This window comes from Cetobacterium sp., from assembly GCF_051658645.1.
Lineage (GTDB): Bacteria > Fusobacteriota > Fusobacteriia > Fusobacteriales > Fusobacteriaceae > Cetobacterium_A.
The window spans coordinates 92,269-106,069 of sequence record NZ_JBOFMZ010000050.1; the positions used below are offsets into that span (position 1 = coordinate 92,269).

Annotated in this window: 13 protein-coding genes; all 13 read left to right on the forward strand. The window is 26.6% G+C overall.

Going from position 1 to position 13,801, the window contains the following annotated elements; translation table 11 throughout:
- Positions 1-9: 9 nt before the first annotated feature.
- From ACRCZX_RS05925 to ACRCZX_RS05985, 13 genes are read left to right on the forward strand one after another with little or no spacing between them, the layout of a single operon-like run.
- The gene (locus ACRCZX_RS05925; protein ID WP_438582013.1) at positions 10-1,464 is read left to right on the forward strand and encodes a polysaccharide biosynthesis tyrosine autokinase; all 1,455 of its coding nucleotides are present in this window, start codon (positions 10-12) and stop codon (positions 1,462-1,464) included.
- Positions 1,391-2,620, forward strand: coding sequence for a TolC family protein (locus tag ACRCZX_RS05930; RefSeq protein ID WP_438582014.1), 1,230 nt, complete (start codon positions 1,391-1,393; stop codon positions 2,618-2,620). The genes ACRCZX_RS05925 and ACRCZX_RS05930 overlap by 74 nt, the downstream gene beginning before the upstream one ends.
- Positions 2,621-2,635: 15 nt before the next feature.
- A complete protein-coding gene (locus ACRCZX_RS05935; RefSeq protein WP_438582015.1) occupies positions 2,636-3,937 on the forward strand; it encodes an efflux RND transporter periplasmic adaptor subunit in 1,302 nt (433 codons plus the stop codon).
- Positions 3,937-4,545, forward strand: coding sequence for a sugar transferase (locus ACRCZX_RS05940; RefSeq protein WP_438582016.1), 609 nt, complete (start codon positions 3,937-3,939; stop codon positions 4,543-4,545). Before ACRCZX_RS05935 ends, ACRCZX_RS05940 begins: the two co-directional genes overlap by 1 nt.
- Positions 4,542-5,180, forward strand: a complete 639-nt coding sequence (locus tag ACRCZX_RS05945) for an acetyltransferase (RefSeq protein WP_438582017.1) — start codon at positions 4,542-4,544, stop codon at positions 5,178-5,180. The genes ACRCZX_RS05940 and ACRCZX_RS05945 overlap by 4 nt, the downstream gene beginning before the upstream one ends.
- 15 nt (positions 5,181-5,195) lie before the next feature.
- Positions 5,196-6,320, forward strand: coding sequence for a glycosyltransferase family 4 protein (locus ACRCZX_RS05950; protein WP_438582018.1), 1,125 nt, complete (start codon positions 5,196-5,198; stop codon positions 6,318-6,320).
- Positions 6,292-7,365: a glycosyltransferase gene (locus tag ACRCZX_RS05955; RefSeq protein ID WP_438582019.1), complete on the forward strand. Its 1,074-nt coding sequence runs from the start codon at positions 6,292-6,294 to the stop codon at positions 7,363-7,365. Before ACRCZX_RS05950 ends, ACRCZX_RS05955 begins: the two co-directional genes overlap by 29 nt.
- A gap of 2 nt (positions 7,366-7,367) precedes the next feature.
- Positions 7,368-8,252 (forward strand): glycosyltransferase family A protein, encoded by an 885-nt coding sequence (locus ACRCZX_RS05960; protein ID WP_438582020.1) that lies wholly within the window; start codon positions 7,368-7,370, stop codon positions 8,250-8,252.
- 14 nt (positions 8,253-8,266) lie between these two features.
- Complete coding sequence (locus ACRCZX_RS05965) at positions 8,267-9,328, forward strand: EpsG family protein (protein ID WP_438582021.1); 1,062 nt, start codon at positions 8,267-8,269, stop codon at positions 9,326-9,328.
- Between the two features lie 15 nt (positions 9,329-9,343).
- On the forward strand, positions 9,344-10,462 hold the full coding sequence (locus tag ACRCZX_RS05970; protein WP_438582022.1) for a glycosyltransferase: 1,119 nt from the start codon (positions 9,344-9,346) through the stop codon (positions 10,460-10,462).
- Positions 10,459-11,643, forward strand: a complete 1,185-nt coding sequence (locus ACRCZX_RS05975) for a glycosyltransferase (RefSeq protein ID WP_438582023.1) — start codon at positions 10,459-10,461, stop codon at positions 11,641-11,643. Before ACRCZX_RS05970 ends, ACRCZX_RS05975 begins: the two co-directional genes overlap by 4 nt.
- Entirely contained in the window at positions 11,630-12,670 is a 1,041-nt protein-coding gene (locus tag ACRCZX_RS05980) for a glycosyltransferase family 2 protein (protein WP_438582024.1), read from the forward strand. The genes ACRCZX_RS05975 and ACRCZX_RS05980 overlap by 14 nt, the downstream gene beginning before the upstream one ends.
- On the forward strand, positions 12,670-13,800 hold the full coding sequence (locus ACRCZX_RS05985) for a CDP-glycerol glycerophosphotransferase family protein (protein ID WP_438582025.1): 1,131 nt from the start codon (positions 12,670-12,672) through the stop codon (positions 13,798-13,800). Before ACRCZX_RS05980 ends, ACRCZX_RS05985 begins: the two co-directional genes overlap by 1 nt.
- The last annotated feature ends 1 nt before the right edge of the window (position 13,801 follow it).

The window sequence follows — 13,801 nt, forward strand, 5'->3', positions numbered from 1 at the left end:
GGTGGGTGAATGGAAAACTCAAATGAGTTCAAAGTTGATTTAGTAGATATTGTATTTATATTAAAAAGACGTTGGAAAATAATAGTTTTGTCATCAGTAATATTTTTTACTGTTGGAATAAAATATATATCAGGAAGACCAGTTGTTTATTCTGCTATGGCAACATTAATGATCAGAAATAATATGTTTGATGACTCAAAAAATCTTGAAAGTATGGCAACTTTACTTGAAATAGCTAAAAGTAAGTCAATAACAGAAAGAGTTGTACAAAAATATGGTTTGAATATGTCTTCTGGCTCGATTGCAGCGGGAATTAATATTGCTCCAGTAAGAGGAACAGAGTTTATAAAACTAAGTTATACAGGCTCAGAGCCAGGTTTAACAGCTGCTATAACAAATGAAGTTGCAACAGAGTTTATAAACCGAGTTGAAGAGATTTTAAGTAGATCAAATTTAAAAATACTTGAAAAAGCAGAAGTTCCAAGATACCCTGCTCCAATAAAAAAAATAAAAATACTATTTGCAGCAAGTTTTCTAGGAGCAGCATTAGGTATTGGACTTTCAATTTTAATTGAACTTTTTAACAGAAAGCTAAGACGTTCAGAAGAGATTGAAAATATACTAGAAACAAAAACAATTGGAGTAATACCAAATCTAAAGAAATTTTATCCAAAAACAGCGGTAAAAAGAGATATATTTTTCGATAACGAATACTTAAAAGAAGTAAGAGAGTCAATTCGTTTGATTAGAACAAATATAAATTTTATAGATATGAGCAACAAAAAAGTTATTGTATTTACTTCTTCAATTCCAAAAGAGGGAAAAACAACAATCGCTTCAAATTACGCTTTAAGTGAAGCTATCGGTGGGAAAAAAGTACTGATTTTAGACTGTGATGTAAAAAGACCAAGAATAGATAAAAGTTATGATATTGATGCTCAATATGGAATTGTAGATATGCTTTTAGGAAAAAAGACAATCCAAGATGTTTTAATTAAAGGTGTTCGAGAAAACCTTGATGTTATAACAGGAGGAAAAAATCTAGAAAATACAACCGAGCTATTTTTAACTGATAAATTTCAAAAGTGTATTGAAGAACTTAAAAAATCATATGATTTAATTGTAATTGATACTCCACCACTTGCTGTTGGAACAGATGGAGCTATTATATCTCAACAAGCAGATGGAGTTGTATTTGTTGTGAGTTATGATCAAGTTCATAAAGTCGAACTCGAATTTGCAAAAAAAATGCTAAAAACCGCAGCGGCAAGAATTTACGGAGTAGTTATTAATAAGGTTTCAAATGAAGGATACTCTTATGGAGAGTATGGATATTATTCATATAACTATTCTTATTATAAAGATTATTATAAAAATGAGGAGGGAGAAAATGTACAAAAAAATAGTTTCAGTTATGGTTTTAGCTTCATCAAGCGTATACTGTCAAAGTTTAGAGCTAAATGAAGTAATTAAAAAAGTTTATGAAAATAACTTTATTATGAAAAAACAAGATTTGACAATAGAGAATAATGTAATTACAACTAAAAACTATTACAAAAAAAGATTTTTACCTAGTATAGACTTTGGAGCAGAGGGAGAACTTTCAGAAATCGCTGACAAAGGTGTTGGACCTGAAGTTATTTCGATGAAAATAGATCTTGATTTAGGAAGACAAGGATTAAATGAATATAGAATAAAGAAAAATAATTTAGAAATAGCCGAACTAAACAGAAAAAAAGCATGGTCTACTTTAGAAGAAGCAGTTATTTCAACATATTTTGAGTATTTATCAATAACAAAGAAAATAGAGTACATTGAAAAAACACAAAATATTTTAAATGGACATAGAAGTAAATTAAGTAGAATGCTAAACGGTGGAAATTTAATTCCTAAAAATGAACTTTTAAAAATAGAGATAGATATAGAAGAAAATAAAATTCAACTCTTATCAAGCAAGCATAATCAAAATGTTTTAAAACAAAAGTTATATACTCAAATGGGTATGGAATTAGATAGAGATATTGATTTTAAAGAAGTTGACTCTTCAAAATTATATTTAGATAAAAGCCTCGGTGAAATAGAAGTTATTCAAAATAAAGGATTAAAAATGAGTATAAAATCAAGAATAACAGAACTTCAAATAGAAAATACAATATACGACAATAAAATAGCAAAAGCAGAACTACTTCCAAAGTTTTATATAAAGCCTGAGTATCGATTTGAAGACGCTGGATACAGTGAAAAAGGTGGAAGATTTTTAGTTGGATTTAATTGGACGTTTGACTGGGGAAATACACTTAATGATATTGAAGTAAGCAATAACAATGTTAAAATTTCAGAGATGGATCATAAAGAAAGAGTTGCAAATTTGACTTTAGAAATTCGTGAAAACTTTGAAGCATTAAAAATGGCAAAGCTGTCGTTAGAAGTTAAAAAGAAAAAAATTGAGCTTTTAAGAGAAAACTTAAAGTTAGACACAAGTAGATTTGAAAATAGAATGATGAAAAGTAACGAGTATTTAGATAGTGTAAATAGCTTAAAAGCAGAAGAAGAAAATTTATATAAAGAGCAGCAACAGCTGTTTTTACTTAATCTAAAGTTAAAAAACTTGATTAGTTAAAATTGAGGAGTTAAAATGAAAAAATATATATTCGTAATTTTGATTATATTTTTAACAGGTTGTAAAAACGAAGAAAATCCTGTTAAAAAAGTAAAAATAGCGTTAATAGAAAGAAAAAGCATAGAAAATAGGAGCGTATACAGTGGAAAAGTTTTTCCAGGTGATAAAACACAGTTACTATCATCATCTGCAGGAATAGCAGATTCAGTTTTTGTGAAAGAAGGGGATTCAGTAAAATCGGGGGATATACTTTTTACGTATAAATCAAGTGCTATAACAGAAAATGAAATAAAGCTGTCAACAGCAAAGTTAGAGCTTGATATGTTGGAAAATGAGTTGATAAATTATGATGTTCAGAAAAAAGAAACAGGAATCAGAAACAGAGAGCTTGAAATTAAAGCTTTAGAGTATGAAATAAAAAAAGGAAAAGATGAGCTGCCGATTTTAAAAAGCAGCATAGCAAATTCAGAAAAAGTAGTTCAAATGTATACAGAGTTCTTAAAAGAAGAAAGTGTATCAGTTTTTGAGCTTGAAGAGAAAAAAACCGAGCTATTAACAAAAATAGCAGCTTATGAAAGTTTAAAAATGAAGCAAGAGCTCGACGAACAAAAATATAAACTGTTAGTGCTTACAAAAGATAGTGTTCAAAAAGATTTACAATATAAAGAGGAAAAACTTAAATCTGCGTATGAAAGTTTAAAAAAAGAAGTGCTTATCTATGAACGAGCACTTTTAGAAGCAAGAGAAGGAGTAAAAGCTCAAAAGTCTGGTATATTAACAAAGTTTTCTGTTTATCCAGAAGAAAAGTTAGAAAGACTACAGAGTATAGGAATGCTTTCTTCTGGGGAAAATTATATTGTAAATATTAGAGTTCCTGTTTATCAAGCTTCAAAAATAAAGATTGGTCAAAAAGTGAGAGTAAAATTTTCAGATTTTAGTGGAACAGAAAAATATAATGGGGAAATTTCTAGAGTTTCAAATTTTGCAACAGAAAGCTCTAATAGATTGGGGATTGATGCAGAGATAGAACTAAAAGATGAAAATCTTAAAAGCTTAAAGCCAGGATATATGGTTGAAGTAGAAGTTTCAAATTCAGCTCAAGAAAATTATTTGTTGGTAAAGAAATTTTCTGTTCGAGAAGAAAACGGTGATAAATATGTTTTTGTTTTAAAAGATGATAAAGCAGTTAAAAAAATAGTTGAAATAGGAGCTGAAGGGGATAGCGACTATGAAGTTTTAAATTTATCAGAAGGTACAAAAATAATTTTAAATCCTTTTGCTGTAAAAGAAGGCGATAAAATAGAGGTGGTTAAATAATGTATAGAGGGCTTATAAAAAGGTTGATAGATATTTTTATAGCACTTATATTTTTAACTTTATTTTCGTGGGTTTTATTGATAATAGCGTATTTGGTAAAAAGAAAATTAGGTAGTCCAATATTATTCAAACAAGACAGACCAGGAAAAAATGGAAAAATTTTCAAAATGTATAAGTTTCGTAGTATGACCGATACAAAAGATAAAGATGGTAATTTATTATCTGATGCTGAAAGATTACCTAAATTTGGAAAATTACTTAGAGCTACTAGTTTAGACGAACTACCAGAGCTATGGAATGTATTAAAAGGTGAAATGAGTTTGGTAGGTCCAAGACCATTATTAGTAGAGTATTTAGAGCGATATAATGAGTTTCAAAAGCAGAGACACGAAGTACGACCAGGAATAACAGGCTGGGCTCAAATCAATGGACGGAATGCTATATCTTGGAATGAAAAATTTAACTTAGATGTACAATATGTCCATAACTATAATTTTTCTCTTGATATAAAAATATTGTTTTTAACAGTTAAAAAAGTATTCTTAAAAGATGGAATATCTGCTGTTGGAGAAGCAACAACAGAAGAGTTTAAAGGTGATAAAAAATGAAAAAAGTTATAATAATTGGAGCAGGAGGACATGCAAAAGTTGTAATTGACATTATTTTACAAAGACAAAAAATATTAGATGATAAAATTTCAATTTTAGGAATTTTAGATGATAGTTTTTCAGAAAACTTATATAAAAAACTCTTTGGAATTTCAATTTTAGGAAAAATAGATAAGATTTTAGAACTTCCAAAAGATATATTTTATGTTATCGCAATTGGAAATAACAGTGTCAGAAAAAATATAGCGGAAAAATACAAAAATATAAACTATATGACTACAATTCACCCAACTTCAATTATAGCTGAATCAGTAGAAATAGGTACTGGATCAGTTATAATGGCAGGTGTTATTATAAACTCAAGCACAAAAATAGGAAAGCATTCTATTATAAACAGTGGTGCTGTCGTTGAGCATGATAATGTTTTAAGTGACTATGTTCATATTTCTCCAAATGCTACTCTTTGTGGTGAGGTGCTAATAGGAGAAGAAACTTGGATAGGAGCAGGGGCTATAGTTATTCAAGGTGTAAAGGTATCTGAAAGTGTACTTGTTGGAGCAGGAGCAGTAATTTTAAAAGATATAAAGCAAAATAATGTGAAGCTTGTTGGAATTCCTGCAAAAATTTTAAAATAGAAAGCGAGAATTAAATTGAAGAAATTTTTAATGGTAACTACAATACAAAATACAATTGAAGCTTTTTTGATTCCTCATATAAAGATGTTAGAACAAAATGGATATGAAGTTTGGATAGCTACAAATATTTATAAAGAACTACCAAAAGAGTTAGAAAGCAACAAGTGGGTGAATATTTCATTTAGTAGAAATCCATTTTCAAAAAAATCTTTTAAAGCAATAAAAGAGATGAGAGATCTGATAAAAAATAATGATTTTGAAATGATTCATTTTCACACTCCAGTTGCTGCTTTTTTAGGAAGATATGCAGCAATGAAAGAAAATCAAAAAAATATTATATACACTGCTCACGGCTTTCATTTTTATAAAGGAGCTCCACTTAAAAACTGGTGCATTTATTATCCTATGGAACTACTTGCTGCAAGATGGACAGACAAGCTTATAACTATAAACGAAGAAGACTACAAACAATCTTTAAAGTTTAAGTTAAAAAAAGATAGTAGACTTTATAAAATAAATGGAGTTGGATTGGATACATCTCAATATAGCTCGGGTGATGGTGATAAAATAAAAAAAGAGTTGTTGATAAGAGCACCAGAAAAAACAGTATTGATAATTGGTGAGTTAAATAAAAATAAAAATCAGATTCAACTTATAAAAGCTTTGGAAAAATTGAGGTTAAAAGGAATAAATGTAAAAGGAATATTTGTAGGAGTTGGCTCTGAAGAAAAAATATTAAAAGAGTCAGCTTTAAAAAGTGAAGTGAAGATATCTTTTTTAGGTTATAGAAAAGATATAAACGATATAATAGCATCAGTAGAGCTAGTATGTTCACTTTCTTATAGAGAGGGACTTCCTAGAAATGTAATGGAAGCTATGAGTGCAGGAAAACCTATTATAGCAACAGATATAAGAGGAAATAGAGATATAATTCAAAATTCTATAAATGGCTTTTTAGTGCCTGTAGAAGACTCTGAATTAACATCTAAATATTTGTTAGAACTTTTAGAAAATAAAGAGTTATATAAGAAAATATCTCAAAATAATTTATTAAAGAGTAACGAATACTCTATAGAAAATATTTTAGAAAGCATGAAAGAGGTATATAAAATTGAAAAAACTAGCTATCATAAATCATAATTTAGGATCTGGTGGAGCAGAAAAATTGATATATGATATAGCTTTAGAGCTACATAAAAGAAAAATTGATTTTAGCGTAATTTTATTGACAAGTAAAAACTGTATTTATGGTGCAAAACTTTTAGATATGGGAATAGATGTAAAATATCTAAGTTGTAAATGGGATATATATAGTTTTAAAAATATATTCAGATTAAAAAAAGTATTAAAAGATTATGATATAATTCATACACATATTTATTCTGCACAACTTTGGACTGCTTTTGTAAGTTATTTTTTGAGTTCAAATAAAAAATTTATAACAACAGAACACAGCACAAGCAACAACAGAAGAGGTAAATTTTTATTTAAGCTTTTAGACAAATGGATGTATTCTAGATATAATTCAGTTGTATCTATAACATTAAAAACAAAAGAATCTTTAGAAAGCTGGATAAAAATAAAATATAAAAGTTATATAGTACCAAATGGAATAAATATAAACAAGTACTTAAATGCAGATTCTTTAAAAAGAGAAGAGATTGGTTTGAAAAAAGATGATATTGTTATAACTCAAATAGCAAGATTTAATAGTGTAAAAAATCACGAAACTACAATCAAAGCTTTAAATGAACTACCAAAAGAATATAAAGTAGTATTTTTAGGAGAGGGAGAAAGTGAGAAAGAGTTAAAAAAATTATGTGAAAAACTAAATTTGTTAGATAGAGTAAAATTTTTAGGATATAGAGATGATATACCAAAAATTTTAAAAATATCAGATGTCTCAATATTAACATCTTCTTATGAGGGATTACCAATATCTACTTTAGAATCGATGCTTTTAAATCCATTTATAGGAAGTGATGTTCCTGGAATAAAAGAGCTTGTAGAAGGATATGGACTTTTATTTCAATTTAAGAATCATATTGATCTTAAAAATAAGATTTTAATTTTAATGGAAAGTAAAAAAAATTATAATTTAATAAAAAAAAGGTGTTGTGATAAAGCAAAAGAGTATAGCATAGAAAAAACAGTTGACCAGTATTTAAATATATATGAGAGGTAATTATGAAAAAAATATTAACAGTTTTTACTCCTGCTTATAACAGAGCTTATACTCTTCATAAATGTTATGAAAGTTTATTGAGACAGAGTAATAAAGATTTTATTTGGACAGTTATAGATGATGGTTCAAGTGATAATACAAAAGAGCTAGTAGCTCTTTGGATTAAGGAAAACAAAATAGAGATAAGATATTATTATCAAAAGAATAAAGGTATGCATGGTGCTCATAACAAAGCTTATGAAGTTATAGACACTGAACTTAACGTTTGTATTGACTCAGATGATTATATGACAGACGATGCTGTGCAAACTATAATTGATTACTGGGAAAAAAATAAAAAAGATAGTTTAGCAGGTTTTGGAGCTTTGAATTTATTTGAAAGCCGTGAAGTTATAGGATCAGAGTTTCCAAAATATTTAAAAGAAAGCAAGTATTTTGATTTGTATAAGCGACATAAAATTAAAGGCGATAAAAAGTTTATCTATCGAACAGAGTGTATAAAAAAATATGAATATCCAATATTTGAAAATGAAAAGTATGTAGGATTAGATTATAAATATTCAAAGCTTGATTCTGATGGATATTTATTAGGCTTATGCAACAAACCAGTTTGTATTGTTGAATATTTAGCTGATGGATCATCTTTAAATATGTTTAAGCAGTATAAAAATAATCCAAAAGGATTTTCATTTTATAGAATAGAAAACTTGAAAAATCCAAAAGGTAATATTTTTTATAAATTTAAAGAGTCAGTTCATTATACTTCATCATCAATACTAAGTAAGAATAAAAACTTTTTAAAAGAAACACCATGTAAAATTTTATGTATTTTAAGTATACCTTTTGGCTATTTTTTGTATCGTTATATTTTAAAAAAATCTAAATAAAAAAGGAGCTTGTTTTGGGGATATTTTATTTTACAATAGCTGTGACTTATATTTTATCGTATTTAGCAAGAGTTTCTGGAGAAAAAAAAGAATCACAACTTGTAAAGTTAAATACAATATTGTTTATGTTTGTAACAGCTATTTTTATTCTTGTTTGTGGACTAAGAAGTAACATTGGAGATACATATTTTTATAAACACAGTTATAACCTTTTAGTATTAACAGGAGATACAATGGGTTACGAAGCGGGCTTTATAAAATTAATGAAATTTCTAACACTCATTTCAAGTGATTCTCAAATATTGGTATTTGTAGTTGCGGTTATAACTAATTTATTTATAATGCTTTCTCTCAGAAGAGAAGCTACATATTTTGAATTAACAACTTATCTTTATATAACATCAGGTTATTATTTAGTGACTATGAACGGAATGAGACAAACAATGGTTGCAGGAGTTTTTTTTTATTTTGGAGTAAAGTTTATAAAAGAAAAAAAAATGCTAGAATATATACTGCTTGTATTAGGATTAACATTGTTTCATAAGTCAGTTGTATTTATGCTGCCAGTTTATTTTTTAGCAAGAGAAAAACCATTTAGTAAAAAAATATTGACGTTAATTTTAGGCACAGTTTTTTTAACTTTAACTTTTTCTAGCTTTGCAGGAGCTGTTAAAGAAGTTTCAGGAGAGTATGGTCATTATATTGACAGCTTTAATGAAGGTGGAGCGAATATATTAAGAGCAGCGATTGATAGCGTACCAGTTATACTCGCATATATTTACCGAGAAAAATTAGCACAAAATTGGAAATATAGCTATATATTTATTAATTTATCCACGTTAAACTTTGTATTTATGATATTAGCTTTAGAAAATTGGGTTTTTGCAAGAGTTGGACTATATATTTCTATTTCTAACTATATACTAATAGCTTATATATTAAAAAATTGTATAAGCCAAAATAAAGCAAAATTCGTTTATGCGATGTGTATTATATTTTACTTTTTATTTTATTATTATGATGAAGTAATAACAATGAATATAATTTATAGAAGTGCAATTTTAGGAATTTATTAAAGAAGGAGAAGTTTTATGAAGAAGGTTTTGCATATAGTAGGTGGAATGGATGTTGGTGGAACTGAAACGATGCTTATGAATTTATATAGAAATATAGATAGAGAAAAATACCAATTTCATTTTATATCTTATTATGGAAGAGAAGGGTTCTATGACAAAGAAATAGAAAAATTAGGTGGAAAAATAATTCATCTTAATTTTTCTAAAAGATTAGGGGCTTTCAATTCTATATTAGAGTTAAAAAGAGTTATAAAAGAAAATAACTATCATGTTATTCATACACATACACTTTTTAACTGTGGCATAGGAGTTTTTGCAGCGTGGTTAGCAGGAACAAAAATACGAATAAGCCATGCTCATACTGTTTTTGAAGAAAAAAGGTCTTTTGTAAAAAAATGCTACATTTTTTTAATGAAAAAAATGATTCGAATTTTTTCTACAAACTATTGTGCATGTAGTAATAAAGCTGCTCAATTTTTATTTTATAAAGAAATTGAGAGTGATAAAAAATATAAATTTATTCCAAACTATATTGATTATAAAAAGTTTGCGCAGTATTTTAATTCAAAAAAAGAAAGAGAATTATTTCATTTTAAAGCTGATGAAATAGTAATTGGACATGTTGGAAGAATAATGTCAGCTAAAAACCATATTTTTTTAATAGATATAATAGCAAAAATGAAAGCTAGAGGATTAAAAGTTCGTGGTTTGTTTGTAGGTGATGGAGATTCTAGAAAAGAATTAGAGTTAGAAATAAAAAAGCATTCTCTCGAAAATGATATTTTAATAACAGGAATGGTAAAAAATCCAGAAAAGTATTTTAGTATGATGGACGTATTTGTATTACCATCTTTTTATGAAGGTTTTGGATTAGTACTTTTAGAAGCACAAAGCAGTGGTTTAAATTGTATTGCTTCTACTGCTGTTCAAGACGAAGCTGATTTAAATATAGGTTTATTAGAAAGATATAATTTAGATTCGGGAGCTCAGTTTTGGAGTGAAAAAATAGAATCACGAATTAAAAATAAAAAAATAGTAAATTTAGAAAATATTTCAGAGGCTTTTATAAAAAAAGGTTATGATTTTACGAAAGTTATAAGTAGTTTAGATGAAATTTATAGAGGTGAAAAATGAAATCAATATTTATAGCTTCTTATGATATGGAGATTGGTGGAGTTGAAAGAAGTTTAGTGAGTATGCTAAATAACTTTGATTTAAAAAATAACAATGTTGATTTGTTTTTACATAGTCAAACTGGAGAGTTAATGACTCTTCTTTCAAATGACATTAATTTAATTCCAGAAATAGGAGAGTATAAAACATTCCGTTGTGGTATTAAAAATGTATTTAAAAATCGTTATTTTAAAATTGGAATTGCGAGACTACTAGGAAAATTAGAGAGTAAATTATTCTGCTTTAAAAACAGCAAAGTTGAAAATTTAAGTGAGTATCAATATATTTGGAAAAGAGCAATTAAAAACTTACCTCAATTAGAAAAAGAATATGATGTCGCAATCAGCTATTTATGGCCTCATAATTTTATAGCTGAAAAAGTAAAAGCAAGAAAAAAAATAGCATGGATTCATACAGATTATTCAACTATAAGGGTTGATAGAGTTGAAGATTTAAAAATATGGAGTAAGTATGATACAATCATTGCGATATCATCAGAAGCTTTAAATACATTTTTAAAAATGTATCCAACGTTAAAAGATAGATGTATTGTTGTTCAAAATATAACTTCACCAAAGTTTGTAAAAAATCTTAGTAAAGAAAAAACAGCCGAAGTTTTTTCAAAAGATTGTTTTAATATTGTTTCAGTCGCAAGATTTTCATATGCAAAAGGAATTGACAATGCTATATCAGCACTTCAAATTTTAAAATCAAAAGGTTATAAAAATATAAAGTGGTATGTTGTAGGTTATGGTGGTGATGAAAAGATGTTAAAAGAACTTTGTAAAAAATATTCTTTGGAAAATGAATTTATATTTTTAGGAAAAAAGACAAATCCATATCCATATATTGCTCAATGTGATCTTTATGTTCAACCATCTCGTTATGAAGGCAAAGCTGTTACAGTATTAGAAGCTCAAATTTTAAACAAACCAGTTTTAATAACAAACTATCCAACAGCAGCAAGTCAAATTATTCATGGTGTGGATGGTGAAATAGTAGAGTTGTCAATAAATGGAATAGCATCTGGAATAGAGAGATTTTATAAAAATAAAGAACTTTTAGAAAAGTATAAAATAAATTGCAGCGAGAAAAATTTTGAAAATAAAGAGGAGTTAGAAAAGCTATATGAACGATTCTAAAAAAAACAAAATAAAAGTTAGTGTCATAATTCCTGTTTATAATGTAGAAAAATATCTAGTTAGATGTATTGAATCTATTTTAAGTCAAAAGTACAAAAATTTAGAAATTATACTTGTTGATGATGGATCATCTGATAAATGTGGAGATATATGTGATAATTATTCTAAAAAAGATAATAGAATAAAAGTTTATCATAAAACAAATGGTGGATTATCAGATGCTAGAAATTATGGGATGAAATATATTACAGGGGAATATACTCTGTTTTTAGATAGTGATGACTGGATTTTAGACGAGTGTATAGAAACATTGTTAAAAGTAGCGCTAGAAAATAAAAATGATGTTGTTCAATGTGGATTTTATTATAGTTATGAAAAATATTTGATATATGATAATAGATATTATAAAGAAGCTGATAAAAATATAAATCTAAAAAATAGTGAACTAATGAAAGAGTTAGTTATAAATGAAAGAATAAAAAATTTTGCTTGGGGAAAATTATACAAAACAAATTTAATAAAAAATGTACCTTTTAAAAAAGGAGTGTTGTTTGAAGATGTATTTTGGGCTCATGAAGTAATGAGAAATGTAAAAAAATACACTATATTACATAAACCTTTATGGCATTATACTCAAAGAGAGGATAGTATAGTTGGAACTTATAGTATTAGAAATTTAGATATAATAAAAGGTTTAAATGAAAGATATGTTTTTATTCAAAAAAATTATCCAGAATTAAAAAATGAGTTGTTAAAATTGATTTTTAAAACATCAATTTTACATTATAATATTCTAAAAAAACTAGATAAAGAAAAAGTTTCAATTTATATGAAAAATATTGAAAATGAAATTTTACATAGTTATAAAGAAATTTATTTTAGTTTAAATGATAATTGGCTTAAAGCTCAATTAATAATTTTTAAAGTATATCCTAAATTAAATATGTTACCTTTAATTTTGAATAAAATTTTAAAAAAAATTGGAATATTGAAAAAAGACCCCTATTTAAAAAGGATTGATTTATAATGTTAAAAGAAAAATTAAAAAATTTAGTTATAGAGATGATGAAGTTATTTCCTATAAAAAAAAACAGATGTATATTTTACTCTAGTTATGGTGCTAATTATGGTTGTAATCCAAAGTACATAAGTCAATATTTGAAAACTAGTAATAAAGATATCGAGATTATATGGGCTCTAAATTCACCTTTGAAATATAATATTGAAGGTATAAAAATTGTAAAAAATATGAGTTTAAAATATTTTTATAATTTGGCAACATCAAAGGTCATAATAACAAATTTTAGAACGACAAGAGATTTTCAAAAAAGAAAAAAACAGAAATATATACAAACTTGGCACAGTTCACTTAGATTAAAGCAGATAGAGAAAGATGCTGAAACATCTCTACCAAAAGATTATATTTTTCAAGCAATTCAGGATTCAAAAAAAATAGATTATTTAGTTTCAGGTTGTAGAAAAAGTACAGAAATATTTAAAGAATCTTTTTGGTATGATGGTGTTATTTTAGAGAGTGGAACTCCTAGAAATGATTTTTTATTTAGTATTACAGAAGTTGAAAGAAAAAATATAAAAAACAGTTTAGGAATAGATGATAATGAAAAAATAGTTCTTTATGCTCCAACATTTAGAAAAGAAAATAATTTAGATATATACAACTTGAATTACAATAATTTATTAGAGAGTTTAAAAATAAAGTTTGGTGGTAATTGGAAAGTTTTATTAAGATTACATCCCCATTTAATTAATTTATCTTCAAATATAAAAGGTCAAAATATATTAGATGTAACAAAATATGATGATATTCAAGAACTTTTAGGTGTCACAGATTTTTTAATATCTGACTACTCATCATTGATGTTTGATTATTCTATAACGAAAAAGCCATGCGTTTTATATACTCCTGATTTGAATCAGTATATATCAAGTGATAGAAAATTATATTTTGATATAGAAAAATTACCTTTTAAATCAGTTTTAACTAATGAAGAATTAAATAATTATATTTTAGATTTTGAAATAAATTTTTATGAAAATAATTTAGAGAAGTTTTTAGAAGGTTTAGGAAGCTATGAGGATGGAAAAGCTTCTGAAAGAGTAGCGGATTTAATAAAAACTATATGTGCAGGAGAATAAA